The 14270-nt window shown below is 35.4% G+C and carries 16 protein-coding genes; 9 read left to right on the top strand and 7 right to left on the bottom strand.

The features are described from left to right. Positions 1-180 precede the first annotated feature (180 nt). From BOQ64_RS01755 to BOQ64_RS01745, 3 genes are read left to right on the top strand one after another with little or no spacing between them, the layout of a single operon-like run. Complete coding sequence (locus BOQ64_RS01755; RefSeq protein ID WP_129056563.1) at positions 181-405, top strand: hypothetical protein; 225 nt, start codon at positions 181-183, stop codon at positions 403-405. Positions 406-408: 3 nt separating this feature from the next. Next, complete coding sequence (locus BOQ64_RS01750; protein WP_129056564.1) at positions 409-1509, top strand: DUF692 family multinuclear iron-containing protein; 1101 nt, start codon at positions 409-411, stop codon at positions 1507-1509. A gap of 42 nt (positions 1510-1551) precedes the next feature. After that, positions 1552-2037 carry a DUF1772 domain-containing protein gene (locus BOQ64_RS01745; protein ID WP_164975724.1) on the top strand — a complete coding sequence of 162 codons (486 nt, stop codon included), beginning with the start codon at positions 1552-1554 and terminating at the stop codon, positions 2035-2037. 219 nt (positions 2038-2256) lie between these two features. On the opposite strand, the gene rpe is transcribed toward BOQ64_RS01745, so the two are convergent. After that, the gene (rpe, locus tag BOQ64_RS01740; RefSeq protein WP_129056568.1) at positions 2257-2907 is read right to left on the bottom strand and encodes a ribulose-phosphate 3-epimerase; all 651 of its coding nucleotides are present in this window, start codon (positions 2905-2907) and stop codon (positions 2257-2259) included. Positions 2908-3241: 334 nt separating this feature from the next. Continuing rightward, positions 3242-4315, bottom strand: a complete 1074-nt coding sequence (locus BOQ64_RS01735; protein WP_129056570.1) for a M42 family peptidase — start codon at positions 4313-4315, stop codon at positions 3242-3244. 51 nt (positions 4316-4366) lie between these two features. Here BOQ64_RS01735 and BOQ64_RS01730 point away from each other — a divergent pair, with 51 nt between their 5' ends. Then, entirely contained in the window at positions 4367-5071 is a 705-nt protein-coding gene (locus BOQ64_RS01730; protein ID WP_129056572.1) for a DUF4294 domain-containing protein, read from the top strand. 25 nt (positions 5072-5096) lie between these two features. Here the strand turns inward: BOQ64_RS01730 and BOQ64_RS01725 are convergent, their stop codons facing one another. Together BOQ64_RS01725 and mnmD are read right to left on the bottom strand one after the other, a co-directional pair. Then, on the bottom strand, positions 5097-5513 hold the full coding sequence (locus BOQ64_RS01725) for an NUDIX domain-containing protein (RefSeq protein ID WP_089733908.1): 417 nt from the start codon (positions 5511-5513) through the stop codon (positions 5097-5099). Between the two features lie 108 nt (positions 5514-5621). Further along, complete coding sequence (gene mnmD, locus BOQ64_RS01720; protein WP_129056574.1) at positions 5622-6296, bottom strand: tRNA (5-methylaminomethyl-2-thiouridine)(34)-methyltransferase MnmD; 675 nt, start codon at positions 6294-6296, stop codon at positions 5622-5624. Positions 6297-6381: 85 nt separating this feature from the next. On the opposite strand from mnmD, the gene BOQ64_RS01715 reads away from it, so the two are divergent. From BOQ64_RS01715 to BOQ64_RS01700, 4 genes are all read left to right on the top strand, one after another. Then, a complete protein-coding gene (locus BOQ64_RS01715; protein WP_129056576.1) occupies positions 6382-7452 on the top strand; it encodes a branched-chain amino acid aminotransferase in 1071 nt (356 codons plus the stop codon). Between the two features lie 366 nt (positions 7453-7818). Next, positions 7819-8331, top strand: a complete 513-nt coding sequence (locus BOQ64_RS01710) for an FKBP-type peptidyl-prolyl cis-trans isomerase (protein ID WP_129056578.1) — start codon at positions 7819-7821, stop codon at positions 8329-8331. Positions 8332-8412: 81 nt separating this feature from the next. Continuing rightward, complete coding sequence (locus tag BOQ64_RS01705; RefSeq protein ID WP_228448194.1) at positions 8413-9450, top strand: peptidylprolyl isomerase; 1038 nt, start codon at positions 8413-8415, stop codon at positions 9448-9450. Between the two features lie 143 nt (positions 9451-9593). Further along, on the top strand, positions 9594-9815 hold the full coding sequence (locus BOQ64_RS01700) for a hypothetical protein (RefSeq protein WP_129056580.1): 222 nt from the start codon (positions 9594-9596) through the stop codon (positions 9813-9815). A gap of 72 nt (positions 9816-9887) precedes the next feature. Here BOQ64_RS01700 and BOQ64_RS01695 read toward each other — a convergent pair whose 3' ends face one another. After that, complete coding sequence (locus BOQ64_RS01695; RefSeq protein ID WP_129056581.1) at positions 9888-10133, bottom strand: hypothetical protein; 246 nt, start codon at positions 10131-10133, stop codon at positions 9888-9890. Between the two features lie 680 nt (positions 10134-10813). Here BOQ64_RS01695 and BOQ64_RS01690 point away from each other — a divergent pair. Then, a complete protein-coding gene (locus BOQ64_RS01690; RefSeq protein WP_129056583.1) occupies positions 10814-11311 on the top strand; it encodes a hypothetical protein in 498 nt (165 codons plus the stop codon). Positions 11312-11547: 236 nt separating this feature from the next. Here BOQ64_RS01690 and BOQ64_RS01685 read toward each other — a convergent pair whose 3' ends face one another. Next, positions 11548-12906 (bottom strand): M20/M25/M40 family metallo-hydrolase, encoded by a 1359-nt coding sequence (locus BOQ64_RS01685; protein ID WP_129056585.1) that lies wholly within the window; start codon positions 12904-12906, stop codon positions 11548-11550. Positions 12907-12908: 2 nt separating this feature from the next. Next, positions 12909-14270: a M28 family peptidase gene (locus BOQ64_RS01680; RefSeq protein WP_129056586.1), complete on the bottom strand. Its 1362-nt coding sequence runs from the start codon at positions 14268-14270 to the stop codon at positions 12909-12911.

Here is a 14270-nt window from a genome sequence, read left to right as displayed (position 1 = left end):
AATCCAAGGAAAACTGCTTTTATCAGACTGTTTTTCATATGTAGACTTATTTAATCATTAAATATAAATAAAGAAAACATTATAGGGTAAAATACTTTCAAATAATTGTTATTAAGATATATTTATTGTTGTATTTTTATCAATGGAACGTTTATTGTAAAATTCTTCTAAAAAAGCATTATGAAAATTCCAACAGTATTAATGGCAAGTTTATTGGCGGTAGGCATTTCTGCCCAAACTACAAAACCTGTTACAAAATCTAAAAAGCCTGTGAAGAAAGTTAGAAAAGTAGCTCCGGTTCCTGAAAGTCCGGAAAAACCTAAACCAACTACTCCTAAAGCAATTGTTAAACAAGATACCATTAAGCTTAGCCATTTCTCTTGTCCGGCTTGTGGAATGGGATAGAATATGAAAAGGCCTTTGCTAGGATTATCTATGATGGCAGAAGCGGAATTTGTTTCTGCTGTTTTGCCTTTATTACAAAGCAATTCTATTGAAGTGCTTGAATGGTCGTTTGACACATTTTACAACGCAGAAGAGCCTGATTGGTTGAGTAATCTTCTTGATTTTTATGCTGAAAACAATCGCTTAATAGGTCATGGGGTGTATTATTCCTTATTTGATGCCCGTTGGACCGAAAGACAGGAAATCTGGCTGAACAATTTAAAAGAAGAGTTTCATAAAAGAAACTATAATCATATTACTGAACATTTCGGTTTTATGAATACCGAAAATTTTCATCAGGGAGTACCCTTACCCGTCTCTTTACATTCTAAAACACTGGAGATCGGAAAAGATAGACTTTATAGATTACAGGATGCTGTACAGGTTCCTGTCGGGATAGAAAACCTGGCCTTCTCGTTCTCATTGGATGATGTGATGGAACAGGGAGTATTTCTTGATAAACTTACAGAGGATACCAATGGGTTTCTGATTCTCGATCTTCACAATATCTACTGTCAGTCCTGTAATTTCGGAGTTGAAATGCAGGAAATTATAAAATTATATCCCTTGCATAAAGTGAAGGAGATCCATTTGTCAGGTGGGAGCTGGCAGGAAAGTGTTTATGGGAAGAATCCGGTACGGAGAGATACTCATGATGATGCAATTCCTGAACAGATTTTATCTGTACTGTCCTCAGTTTTGTCTCAATGTGAAAATCTGGAATATATTATTATTGAAAGGCTTGGAAATACGATTGATACAGACGAAAAGAAGAAGAGTTTTCTGAATGATTTTGAAACAGTTCGCAGACTTATTGATTTATCAGCAGGCTCGGGCATTGAGAATAATAATTTCTGGACTAAGAAAGACGTTTTACTTTCAGAAAACCCGCTGGAGGATCTGCTTCTTCATGAAGAACAGACATTGCTTACAAAATTGTTGTTCGATAATGCCGGACCTGAATTAGTTAAAGATCAAAAATTCCATTATTTTAAAACAAAAAACTGGGATTCGGAGATGATTCTTACAGCTCAGAATATCATTAAAAAATGGAACCCTTATTGATATTGGAAGTCCTCTAGTAACCACAAATCAAATTATATGAAAATGACAACCGTATTATTAATCATTACAACTGTACTTACAGCGCTCATTGCCGGACTTTTCTATGCTTATTCATGCTCTGTAGTTCTCGGATTAGGAAAGTTATCTGATGCTGAATATCTGAAGGCTATGCAGAATATTAACCGGGAAATTCTGAATCCCGTATTTTTTGCAAGCTTTATGGGAACTGCGATTCTTCTTCCTGTATCAACATTTTTCTTGAGGGGTGAGCAACCTGCCTTTATTTTTATTCTATTGGCTACATTGGCCTATTTGATAGGCGTTTTCGGGGTTACAGTGGTTGGGAATGTTCCTATGAATGATCAGCTTGACCAATTTGATATCTCAGGCTCTACAGCTGAAGCTATCAAGAAATTACGTGATAATTTTGAAAACAGATGGAATTTTCTTAATAATATAAGAACTGTATTTTCAATAATCAGTATAACATTAACGGTTTGTGCTTGTATCTGGCATAAAGAATTATAAAAAAAGCTTTGTTCTAAGTGAAAACACTCAGATTAAAATTCCGTATTTCTACGGATTGACTGGAGTGGATTTTATACGGAACTTTGTTGTGTTGCTAAGAAGAAATTTAAACATTTCAAAATTTTGAAAAAAATTCATAACCAAGACGACTCAAATTCCATTTGAAAAAGGCAGCTCCAAAATGGAGCTGCCTTTTTTATGTTTAAGCTTATCTATTTTTTAGATTTTTAGAAGCTCGATCATTCTTTCCGGACTTTCAGCAGAGAATACTGCATTTCCAGCAACCAAAACATCAGCTCCGGCTTCAAAAAGTTTGGCTGCATTATCAAGATTTACTCCACCGTCTACCTGAATAAGAGCTGTAGAGTTGTTGCTTAAGATCAGATCTTTTGTTTCAGCAATCTTTTTGTAAGTGTTTTCAATGAATTTTTGTCCCCCAAATCCTGGGTTCACACTCATTAATAATACAAGATCAACATCTGCAATAATATCTTCAAGCATTAAAACAGGGGTAGAAGGGTTTAATACAACACCTGCTTTTGCTCCTTTACTCTGAATGTGATGAATGGTTCTGTGAAGATGTGTACATGCCTCATAGTGTACAGAGATAAGATCAGCACCATGGTTGATAAATTCATCAACATATTTTTCAGGTTCCACGATCATTAAGTGAACATCTACAAATTTTTTAGCATGTTGCTGAACGGTTTTCATTACTGGAAAACCAAAAGAAATGTTAGGAACAAATCTACCGTCCATTACATCAATGTGAAACCAGTCGGCCTGAGAATTGTTCAGCATTTCAATGTCTCTTTGCAGATTCCCAAAGTCTGCGGATAAAAGGGATGGAGCAATAAGCTTCGTTTTCATTTTTACTTTTTATACTTTTACTTTTATTATCCTATTGAGAATGAACGATCATGGGTAAAATAATAATTGGCTAGATACCCTGTTATTAAAATCATTTCTATGACAGATAACTTTTTATTATTAATACTTAAGAGTAAAAATCTGTCAATCATAAGGAGTGCAAATAAAATCACTAGGAAAATGACTTCTATTGTAATTCCTAAACTTGAACTTGGATCAAATGTAAATAATTGATAAACAATTAAAGGAATTCCAAGTGTTACCATTATAATGAATATAATGGAGATGAAAGTCGGTTTTTTGAATAGATTATAAAAGACGTTCTTCATTTTAATTAATGATACTTCAGCTTCATTTCAGGTTTAATCTTCAGAACTGTTTCGTAGATCAGCTTAATAACGTTTCCTACGTCTTCTTTAGATACCATTTCTACCGTTGTATGCATATAGCGCAAAGGTAAGGAAATTAAAGCACTTGGTACACCACCGTTAGAGTGCGCAAAAGCATCCGTGTCTGTTCCTGTAGCTCTGCTTGCTGCAGCTCTCTGATAAGGGATTTTTTTGGCTTTTGCTGTGTCAATAATAAGTTCTCTGATCGTATGATGAACACTAGGAGCAAAGAACACTACTGGTCCGGCACCACATTTCTGATCGCCTTCTTTTTTCTTTTCGATCATTGGGGTAGTAGTGTCGTGGGTTACATCCGTTACAATGGCAATATTAGGTTTGATGGTGTCGGCAATCATATCTGCTCCATATAAACCCACTTCTTCCTGTACAGAATTGGTGATATAAAGACCAAACGGAATAGATTTTTTGTTTTCTTTTAAAAGTCTTGCCACTTCAGCAATCATAAAGCCGCCGATTCTGTTGTCAAGAGCTCTGCAGACAAAATATCTGTCATTCATTTCAAAGAACTCATCAGGATAAGTAATCATGCATCCTACAAAGATTCCCATGTCTTCCACTTCTTTTTTGGTAGTGGCGCCACAGTCAATGAAGATATTTTCAATTTTTGGAGTAGGTTCATTCTGATTGGTTCTTGTATGAATTGCCGGCCATCCGAACACCCCTTTTACAATACCGTTTTCTCCGTGAATGTGTACTACTTTAGATGGAGCAATAGTCTGATCTGATCCTCCGTTTCTGATTACATAAATCAATCCGTCATCCGTAATATAGTTTACATACCACGAAATTTCATCAGCATGAGCTTCAATCACTACTTTAAATTCAGCTTCAGGATTAATGATCCCGTAACAGGTTCCGTAGTGATCCACTTCAATTTTGTCTACATAGGGTCTGATGTAGTCCATCCAAACTTCCTGTCCCTTGTGTTCGTATCCTGTTGGAGATGAAGTGTTTAAATATTTCTCTAAAAATTTTAAAGATTTCTTTTCAAATTTCATAAAAAGGAATGATTTTTGCGTTTAATTTTTGTTCTTATAAGTGTAAAAATAATGAATTTTAGTAAGATTATCTGTCTTTTTATGTTCTTTTTTGGAGTCAGTGTTTTTGGGCAGAAAGATACTGTGGTGGCAAAACCGCTGAATCAATACCCTGCTGAATCTTTAAAAGTAGATGAGTTTGGCAATAAATATTATTACGACGAACAGCAGAAAGTTAAAGTCTACGAAGTAAACGGAGAGCCTGTAGTAGTAATGGATGAGTTGGTTTTAGTTAATAAACCGAGGTTTAATAATCAGTTGGATAAAAATTACTACTATTTCTTAAATAAGAAGTTATACAGAGTATATCCATTATTTGTTACCGCTTTACAGCAATACAGAGACATTCAGGTAGACATGAATGATATGGATAACAAAGCCAAGAGAAAGTTTGTAAGAGAAAGGCAGAATATGCTTGCCGATCAATATGAAAAGCAGCTTAGAGATCTTACGACTACTGAGGGGCAGGTTTTTGCAAAACTGATGAACAGAGCAACTGGTAAAAACGTATACGAGATCATTAAAGAACTTAGAGGTGGATTTAGCGCTTTCTGGTGGAATCTGAAAGGAAAGATGGCTGATATTGATCTAAAAGAACGATATGATCCCCACAAAAACAGAACAGATGAATTTGTAGAATCATTATTGCAGTCCAATTGGAATTCAGGGTATTTGAAGCCTTATCCAGGAGCTAGCGATTTTAAAGTCAAGAAATAATAAAATAAAATTCCTGTAAGCTCACTTACAGGAATTTTTCTTTTAATTTATCAAATACGATTTTATCTATAGGAAGTGGGAAAGGATTATCTGGCCTGTCGATATCGATCCATTCTGTTTTTTCAATACATGGATCCAGGATAAGAAACTCTTTCTCGTCAACAATGTTTACTATATAATATATGGTAAGAAGTTGTTCATTTTCTTTGAAACGGGAAACCAAAAAGTTTTCCTGTGTGTAGAAGTGTTCTACGATATCCACTTTTACATTCAGTTCTTCGTCAAATTCACGATGTAGGCACTCCAGCGTTCCTTCACCATATTCCAATCCGCCACCCGGAAATTTCATTAAAGGTTCGCCTGCATATTCCTCAAACAAGGTGAGTACTTTTTTATCTTTTACCGCGCAGCCATACACTCTAATGTTGATCTTGTCTATCATATATATAATGTATAATATTTGTATAGCTAAGGTAATGAATTTTTATGAGGCATATAGCGATAATAGAGGGGAAAATGCTGAAAAATCAATTGCCTTATCTTTTGCTGATTAAAGTTTTGTAGCGTTAATCATTTCTCTTTTCCCTGGAGGTCCCTGTTTTTTCTCTACCTGAAAGTTGAGCTCCTGAAGAATTCTTCTTACACTTCCTTTAGAAGAGTAGGTAGTTAATAATCCGTTAATGGCCATTTTGTCAGCTACCAGTTCAAATAATGGTTTTTCCCAAAGGTCTGGTTGTACTCTTGCCCCAAAACAGTCAAAATAAACAAGGTTGATTTCTGGTAGATTAATGTTCTTCAGGTCAAAAAAGTCACATTCTATCTTTTTAAGGTTGAATCCACTAATGATTTCAACTGGTTTTTCCCAATCTGCCAGATGAATTTTCTGATAAATATTTTTAAACTCAGGGTTATCAAAAAGTTCAAAGTAGGCTAAATCCTTAACTTCGGATTCATTTATGGGGTATTTTTCGAGCGAAAAATAGTTGATGACATGATTTTTGTCAGTTTTTAAATATTCATTAATTGTCACTAAAACATTCAAACCTGTTCCAAAACCTAGTTCTAAAATATTAATTTCGCAATCATTAATTAAATTTAATCCATTTTTGATAAACACGTGTTCTGCTTCCTGAAGAGCACCGTGATGAGAATGGTAGTTTTCATTTAAATCATTGATAAACAATGTTTTACTTCCGTCGTTTGTGGTCTTAATTTCTCTTTTCAAGCTAATTTTTTGTCAAATTTACTCTAAAATTTTTATATTTAGAAAATTATGTTAAATTTGTAGAACATCGTAAAAATTTTAAAAAATGATAATTCAAAAAACTGAAAACTCCAGAATTTCTACATTTGACCCTAACAATTTTTCATTTGGTGGTACTTTCATAGATCATATGATTATATGTGAGTATGAAAACGGAAAATGGGGTGATGTAAAATTAGTTCCTTACGGTCCAATACCATTTACACCTGCTATGATGGGAGTAAACTATGGACAAGCTTGTTTTGAAGGTATGAAAGCCTATAAAGACAAAGACGGGCAGGTTTTCCTTTTCAGGCCTGAAAAGAATTTTGAACGTATCAACAAGTCAGCGAAGCGTCTTGCAATGCCTGAGGTGACTGAGGAAATGTTTTTAGACGGATTAAAAGCATTAGTAGATATCGACAGAGACTGGATCCCTCAGGGTGAAGGAATGTCTTTATATATCAGACCATTGATTTTCGCAACAGAAGAAGCTTTGAAAGCTAGAGTTTCTGAAAAATATATGTTCGCTATTGTAGCAACACCAGCAAAGAGCTATTATTCAGAGCCTGTGTCTGTGAAAATCTCTGACCACTATTCAAGAGCAGCAAACGGTGGAGTAGGTTCTGCTAAAGCGGCTGGTAACTATGCCGCTTCTTTCTATCCAACTCAATTGGCTATTGAAGAAGGTTATGAGCAAATTATCTGGACTGATGATGCAACTCACGAGTATTTCGAAGAGAGTGGTACTATGAACGTATTTGTAAGAATTAACGATACAATTTATACTCCACCAACATCTGAGAAAATCCTTGACGGAGTTACAAGAGACAGCTTCCTTCAGTTAGCTAAGAGAAGAGGAATTGAAGTGAAAGTTGAGCCAATTGCTGTAAAAACAGTTATTGAAGCTTTGAAAAGCGGAGAGCTTAAAGAAGTATGGGGAGTTGGTACTGCTGTGGTAACTACTCAGTTCCAGGCTTTAGGATACGAAGGTGAGAAATTGGCACTTCCAAGATTATCAGACGAAGAAAGCTATGCGGCAATCCTTAAGAAAGATTTAGTAGATCTTCAGAACAACCTTTCCGAAGATCCATTCGGATGGAGAGTGGTTGTAGATCATGCTCTTGAAACAGTTTAATAGTATTTTAAATACATATAGAAAGCCGGGAAATTTCCCGGCTTTTTTGCTTTTGTTTTCTTCAATGACGATTATAAATTTTAACCACAGATTAAGCAGATTTATATAGATGTTTGTGTGTGATTTCTGGTTACAAATTGAGTATATGTGAGCAACTTTATAAAAATAAATCTTTGATTTTTTTAACTTAAGAGCTCCTCTCAGCGTTGTACTTTTAACTTACGAAAACTTAAGTGTTTAAAATCTTTTATGTCTTTTGTGTTTTAATTTTGGTGATAGATCTCACCAGATGCTTTTATATAATTTACATTAATGGTTTAAAGCTTTTGTAATTGATTCACAAAATGTGTATTTTCGCAGAAGTTTATGAAAAAATTACTCTTCATATCAGCTATAAGTCTGTTGAGCTGCAACAGGAATACACAGACGGCACACCCACCTGTGGGCGGGGTTTTAAGCCAGAAAGATCTGGATGTTTCTAAAAACAGAATGAAAAACCTGAACACCATCGAAAGAGGTCAGATTCAGGATTGGATCAATGGACAGAATGTAAAGTTTTATCCAACGCAGCTTAATTATTGGGTGACGGCTGATGGTTTTGATCGTAGAGAAAGAAGAGCAGATAATACACTGATCTCTTATTCTTATGAATTGTATGATTTTGACCAGACCAAAATCTACGATCAGCCTTTTGAAAGAAGAGATGCCAAATTTGGGCATTTTGATGAACTGAAAGCGGTGGAAAATGCTTTGCGTTTTATACATGATGGAGAGGAAGTGACGCTTTTGGTGCCGTCTTCTTTGGCTTATGGAACTTTTGGAGACGAAAAGAAAATAGACAATGATATACCATTAATCATAAAATTAAAAGCTTTATAATACATGAAATTGTTTAACAAGAATATAATTCTGGCAGCGGCAAGTGTTTCGCTGATGAGTTGTACCCCAATTTATAAAAAAATGAACGTAGACAAAGAAACTTACGAAGGTCTTAATGACGGGCTTTATGCCAATCTTCAAACTACAAAAGGTAACATGATTGTGAAGTTTGAGGACAAGAAAGCACCAGTAACTGTAGCCAACTTTATCGGTCTTGCAGAAGGGAAAATCGACAACAAAGCTAAGGCTAAGGGAGTTCCTTACTATGACGGAACTATTTTCCACAGAGTAATCAAAGATTTCATGATCCAGGGAGGTGATCCTCAAGGGACTGGAATGGGAGATCCTGGATATAAATTCGAGGATGAAAGAAACGACCTTAAACACACAGGGAAAGGTATTCTTTCTATGGCGAACTCTGGACCAAACACAAACGGTTCTCAGTTCTTCATTACTGAAGTTGCTACTCCTTGGCTAGACGGAAGACACACAATCTTCGGGAAAGTAATAAAAGGTAATGATGTTATTGATGCTATCGCTAACGTTGAAAAAGGAGCTCAGGACAAACCTAAGACTGATATTGTTTTAGAAAAAGTTTCTATTTTCGGTAAAGGTGACGAATACAAAAACTACGATGCTGCTAAAACTTTCAACGAAGGAAAAGCTAAAATCGCAGAAAATAATAAAGCTTTTGCTGCTAAAGAAGAAGCTGAGAAAAAGAAAAGAGAAGAAGAATTCAAAGCAAACCAGGAAAAATTAGTTGAAAACTTAAAAGCTGGAATGCAAAAAACTGAATCTGGTCTTTACTATAAAATCACTAAAACTACTGACGGTAAAGCTCCAAAAGCAGGTGATAACGTTTCTGTACATTATGCAGGAAAATTAGTAGACGGAACTGAATTCGATTCTTCATTCAAGAGAAATGAGCCAATCGATATTCCAATCGGAATGGGAAGAGTAATCAAAGGATGGGATGAAGGTATCCTATTATTGAAAGAAGGAGAAACAGCTACTTTATTAATCCCACCAGCAATGGCTTACGGAGAAAGAGGAGCAGGAGGAGTTATTCCACCAAACTCTTGGTTAGTTTTCGATGTTGAGCTTGTAAAAGTAAAATAATTGAATCTTTAAGATATAAAAGCCATCCTGAAAAGGGTGGCTTTTTTTGTTTCCTGTCATAAAGTCCCGTAGAAATACGGATGTTGCATAAAAATAAATTATCCCTATCTTTATCTCCAACCAATGAAATAAAAATAGAAAATATGTTTGATCTTAATTACGATTTAATAAAACAGACCATAGAAGCTGAAGTATGTCCGGAGCATAATCTGCATCCAGAGTTTGTAAAAACAGATGATGGATTCGGAATAAAGGCTTGTTGTCAGCCTTTTCATGCTGAATTAGTAGCAAAATCTGAGAAAATGGTAGAGGAGGAGACAACTCAGTTCCTTGAGAAAATGATGAAAGATATTTTTAAAGAATAATCTGTGAAAGCAATGTATAAAAAAACCGCCCTCAACAAAGGGCGGTTTTTCAGTAAAAGAGTGAAATAAAAGTTATATGTTTCTACCGGATCTTTTCTTCATCCCCGTTCCTGCAAGGGAACTGATGAATACAAGTCCAAAGCCGATATAAGCGGCAAAGGCGGTAAGATATACGATTAAGCTATTAAAACTTGGTTTTAAACTGTATACCAGTACAGAAAAAGCAGCAAAGCTCAGGACCAATAACAGGCTCCAGATATGCATTTTTGCAGCGTCTTCATTTCTCTTAAAAATCATTTCAAAAAAGTCTCTCATCATTACTAACATTTTAAGGGTTATACATTAATTAACTGAGAATAAATCTGGTGTAAGTATCATGGTAAAAAGAATAGCATATTTCTTTTCTGGGCTAAGGTTCATGATAACTTTGCCGTTTATTCAATATTATGATACCGGGCTCTAAAGTCCGGGATAAATAATCATTTTTGAATCAATAAATGACTCATGGGTTTATTGATGATACCTGTTAGATACGGGGCATAAATCTGCTGTGAAAAATCAACCGGAGGGCTAGTTAATCACGTTCCCGTATCTTTTACGGCATCGTAGAAAAAAAAGGATTCATATACGAGATATGAACTTTGAATCAGTGGAAAACTGAAAATCCACAGAAAACCTTTTTTCTCATCCTTAGTGCTTTTTTAATTTTTTCTCATAAAAGGGAATGCCAATTTCATGCCAAAGTGATAACTCTACGATTAACACTTTATTTTGAAGTGGTGTATTGTGCTGTTTTTTAAGGAGTTTTGTTTATTATTTCCTTAAACGAAGAAAAATAGATTTTGAATGTAGAATTCTTAGATATAGACTTTGGCTAAAGCCAATGGAATTTAATGTATAATGGGAACGGGCTAAAGCCCGTTTCTGTTGAATTTTTAGAGTACAGTTTTTAAACCATTTCTATTAGAATAATTGTAAAAAAGTTTAATTTTGGAATAGTGAACAAAGAAAACTTAAAAGAAAATATTGAGACTTGTATTGTTAATCTTCAACGATTGGCAATGATAAACTGTTGGAATAAGATATCTCCAAACTATGTTTTTATAGTATCTGATTTTAATGAGTTTGAAAGGCTGAATTTTTTTGAACAAAGAAAGGTTCGGAATAAAGTAAATAAATCTAAAACTATACTTTCATTGGACTCAGTCATAGAGATTCTGAATAAAGAATATCAGGATCTTTATGATATTAATTTTTATATTTTCAAGGCAACAAAGAAAGAAACAGTAATAGAAATTCAGTATTATAGGAAATCAAATTTAGATGCTGATTATTTTGAAATTGTAAAAAATGAGGAACCCATGTTTCATTCTAAAGTTTCAAAACCATACTATGCTAAAGATAACAATAAGTTTGATGTCAATTGGGAACTATGTGGTGTAAGATATTTCTGGAATCATTTTATTGCTCAAATTAGGTACAGGATAAATATCTAATGTCGGAATAATACTTAGTTTATCATTCTGTAATAATCTAAACTAACAATATTTAATAGTTTTATTTGGATTTCTCTGGAATGACAAAAACGCTGCTTGAGATAGGTTTTTTTGTGATTTATTTTATTGTATGGGGTCATTTGTGGAATCATTCGTGCTATTGGTGTTAAAAAAAAGAAAACCCATCAAATCTTATAAGACTCAATGGGTTTATTTATATCAATTATGGTATTCTATTACCAGTTCTTATCAATCATATAGATAATATGGGTCATCGCTACAGCGCCTAGTAAAAGCTCTCTTCTGTTTACTTTTTCAAAGGTGTCTTCCTCAGTATGATGAATATCGAAATAACGTTGAGAATCTGGCATCAGCTCGGCAGCAGGAATTCCCATGTCATGAAGTGGGTAAAGGTCTGTTCCGGAAAACCTTTCTTCAAAATTATACACTCCATAAGGCAGGAATAATTTCGACCAGCCTTGAATCTGTTTTCTTTTAGTATCATCCATATCCAGTGCAATACCTCTAGGAGCAAAACCACCTGCATCGGATTCTATAGCAAAGAGGTGTTTTTCGTTGGTCTCTTTTACTGTTTTACCATATTGGATGCCTCCTTTCACTCCGTTTTCTTCATTGGCGAAACAAACCACCCGAATGGTATGGTTATTCTGTATTCCCAATTTTTTAAATGTTCTTAAGACTTCAATACTCTGAACAATTCCGGCCCCATCATCATGAGCTCCTTCACCTACATCCCAGGAATCAAGGTGTCCACCTACTACAATTACACTCTGGTCTTTCTTCCCTGTAATTTCACCAATCACGGAGTGGGAGAGTTTCTCGCCCTTCATTCCACAGTTGGAATTAAGTTTTGCGGTGATTTTTTGATTCTTTAATAAAACTTCCAGTTCATCTGCTGTGGTACTTCCGATGGCTACTGCAGGAATTTTAGAAATGTTTTCCTCGTAGCGCATAGCTCCTGTGTGCGGGACATCATCAAAAGCTGAAGAAAGAGAACGGATAATGGCAAATTTTCCTCCCTTTTTAGCCGTTAAAGATGCTGCTGTTGTTCTGTATTTAGCGGCATCACCATATCCTTTAAAAGTTTCTATAAATGATTGTTTGAAAGCATAATTAAAGAATAGGATTTTATCCTTTACCTGTTCCGGAGAAAGTTTATTGTATTCATCCATAGATTTAACCATGATGATTTCTCCTGAAACATCTTTTCCTCCTGTTCCTTCAGAATTCCCCAGAGAAAGCATTTTAAGGCTTTTCCAGCTTCCGTTGGAGGTTTTGATATGTAAGGACTCTTTTCCTCTTACCCAGACAGGAATCATCACATCCTGAAGCCATACTTTGTCTGCTCCGGCATCACGAAGTTTTTGTGCTGCCCACTGTACGGATTTTTCATAAGCTTCGGTACCGCTTAAGCGATGGCCGATATTTTTAGTAAGTTCACGAAGATCGCTGTATCCTTTTCCGTTGTTTAAAACTTCAAGAGAGATTTTGCTGAACTGTATTGAATCTTCTTTGGTTTGGCCAAAAACAGCCATTCCCAAGCATAATAATGAGGATGCTAATATCTTTTTCATTGTTACCAATTTTTATCAATCATATAAATAAGTTGTGTCATCACCGTTGAGCCAAGTAGTAATTCTCTACGGTTGACTTTTTCAAAAGTATCTTCTGCGGTGTGGTGAATATCGAAATAACGCTGTGGTTCCGGAACGAGTTCTGCTGTTGGAACGCCCATCTCATGAAGTGGAGCAATATCTGAACCCGAATACTTTCCTTCAAAGTTGTAAACTCCGTAAGGTAGAAACAGGTTTCCCCAGCTTTTGATCTGGTTTCTTTTTACATCATCCATTTCCAAGGAGATTCCGCGGGGAGAGAAGCCACCAGCATCGGACTCTATAGCAAAAAGATGTTTTTCATTGTTGTCTTTTGCTGTTTTTCCGTATTGTTTTCCACCTTTGGTTCCGTTTTCTTCGTTGGCAAAGCAAACTGCTCTGATGGTATGGTTGTTCTGTATTCCAAGTTTTTTGAATGTTCTTAACACTTCAATACTCTGAACAATCCCAGATCCATCATCATGAGCCCCTTCACCTACATCCCAGGAATCAAGGTGTCCACCCACTACAATTACATTTTGATCTTTCTTCCCTGTAATTTCGCCAATAACAGAGTGGGAGAGCTTTTCTCCTTTCATCCCACAGTTGGAATTGAGTTTTGCTGTTACTTTCTGATTTTTTAATAGAGTTTCCAGTTCATCGGCAGTTGTATTTCCAATGGTAACAGCCGGAATTTTTGAAATATTTTCTTCATATCGCATATTTCCTGTATGTGGAACATCGTCCAATGCTGAAGAGAGGGATCTGATAATCGCAAATTTTCCACCTTTTTTGGCTGTCAGTGAAGCTGCGGTTCTTCTGTAGGCCCCAGATTCTCTATAAGAAATAAAAGTCTGCACATGCCCCTGATTGAAAGGGTAATTAAAGAAAACAATTTTATCTTTTACTTTTTCAGCAGGGAGTTTGTCATATTCTTCAAGAGATTTAACCATGATGATCTCTCCGGAAACATCTTTTCCTCCTGTTCCTTCAGAATTCCCCAGAGAAAGCATTTTAAGACTTTTCCAGCTTCCGGTGGAAGTTTTGATGTGTAAGGATTCTTTTCCTCTTACCCAAACTGGGATCATCACTTCTTGAAGCCATACTTTATCAGCTCCGGCATCACGAAGTTTTTGTGCTGCCCATTGTACAGATTTTTCGTAGGCTTCGGAGCCGCTTAGGCGATGGCCTATATTTTTAGTAAGTTCTCTTAGCTCATCATATCCTTTACCGTTATTTAGGATTTCTGTAGAGATTTTGTTGAACTGTATGGAGTCTTCTTTAGTCTGTCCTGATATAAAGGTTATTCCTAAAGTTAATAATGATATATTTATAATCTTTTTCAT

Origin of the sequence: Chryseobacterium sp. CH25, from assembly GCF_004119455.1 — a bacterium.
Classification (GTDB): Bacteria; Bacteroidota; Bacteroidia; order Flavobacteriales; family Weeksellaceae; genus Chryseobacterium.
The sequence above is the reverse complement of the archived record's forward strand: the minus strand, read 5'-3'. Positions and strand labels throughout refer to the sequence as shown.

What these genes read in the sequence shown, in the direction of transcription:
- BOQ64_RS01695 (WP_129056581.1), bottom strand. Translation starts at nt 10,133, where the DNA reads ATGATGAGAGACTTTTTTGAAATGATTTTTAAGAGAAATGAAGACGCT.
- BOQ64_RS01735 (WP_129056570.1), bottom strand. Translation starts at nt 4,315, where the DNA reads ATGAAATTTGAAAAGAAATCTTTAAAATTTTTAGAGAAATATTTAAAC.
- BOQ64_RS01725 (WP_089733908.1), bottom strand. Translation starts at nt 5,513, where the DNA reads ATGATAGACAAGATCAACATTAGAGTGTATGGCTGCGCGGTAAAAGAT.
- BOQ64_RS01685 (WP_129056585.1), bottom strand. Translation starts at nt 12,906, where the DNA reads ATGAAAAAGATATTAGCATCCTCATTATTATGCTTGGGAATGGCTGTT.
- BOQ64_RS01705 (WP_228448194.1), top strand. Translation starts at nt 8,413, where the DNA reads ATGAACGTAGACAAAGAAACTTACGAAGGTCTTAATGACGGGCTTTAT.
- BOQ64_RS01680 (WP_129056586.1), bottom strand. Translation starts at nt 14,270, where the DNA reads ATGAAAAAGATTATAAATATATCATTATTAACTTTAGGAATAACCTTT.
- BOQ64_RS01755 (WP_129056563.1), top strand. Translation starts at nt 181, where the DNA reads ATGAAAATTCCAACAGTATTAATGGCAAGTTTATTGGCGGTAGGCATT.
- BOQ64_RS01715 (WP_129056576.1), top strand. Translation starts at nt 6,382, where the DNA reads ATGATAATTCAAAAAACTGAAAACTCCAGAATTTCTACATTTGACCCT.
- BOQ64_RS01750 (WP_129056564.1), top strand. Translation starts at nt 409, where the DNA reads ATGAAAAGGCCTTTGCTAGGATTATCTATGATGGCAGAAGCGGAATTT.
- BOQ64_RS01745 (WP_164975724.1), top strand. Translation starts at nt 1,552, where the DNA reads ATGACAACCGTATTATTAATCATTACAACTGTACTTACAGCGCTCATT.
- BOQ64_RS01700 (WP_129056580.1), top strand. Translation starts at nt 9,594, where the DNA reads ATGTTTGATCTTAATTACGATTTAATAAAACAGACCATAGAAGCTGAA.
- rpe (WP_129056568.1), bottom strand. Translation starts at nt 2,907, where the DNA reads ATGAAAACGAAGCTTATTGCTCCATCCCTTTTATCCGCAGACTTTGGG.
- BOQ64_RS01710 (WP_129056578.1), top strand. Translation starts at nt 7,819, where the DNA reads ATGAAAAAATTACTCTTCATATCAGCTATAAGTCTGTTGAGCTGCAAC.
- BOQ64_RS01730 (WP_129056572.1), top strand. Translation starts at nt 4,367, where the DNA reads ATGAATTTTAGTAAGATTATCTGTCTTTTTATGTTCTTTTTTGGAGTC.